Origin of the sequence: Rhizobium ecuadorense (assembly GCF_001187535.1) — a bacterium.
Lineage (GTDB): Bacteria > Pseudomonadota > Alphaproteobacteria > Rhizobiales > Rhizobiaceae > Rhizobium > Rhizobium ecuadorense.
Map to the genome: position 1 here is coordinate 1 of NZ_LFIO01000980.1, position 213 is coordinate 213.

General features: G+C 66.7%; 1 pseudogene. It reads right to left on the minus strand.

What is annotated here, in order from left to right:
• Positions 1 to 213: pseudogene (locus AF337_RS18120) on the minus strand (oxidoreductase); the annotation flags it as partial.

A 213-nucleotide genomic window follows, 5' to 3' on the forward strand; every position in this document is an offset into this window, starting at 1 on the left:
GCCTGGCCAGCCAGGGGGGCAGGGCGAAGACGCGGGCGGGCGGCAGGCCCAGCCACTGCCGGTGCAGGTGAACGAGATCGGCGAGCGTCAGGACTTCATTGGCGGCGAGATCGATATCCTTTGAAGGAAGGCCGCCGGAGACTGCCCGCGACACGGCTTCCGCCACATCGTCCACCGAAAGTGTTTCGACCGGGCTTTCGGCATGGATCAGTG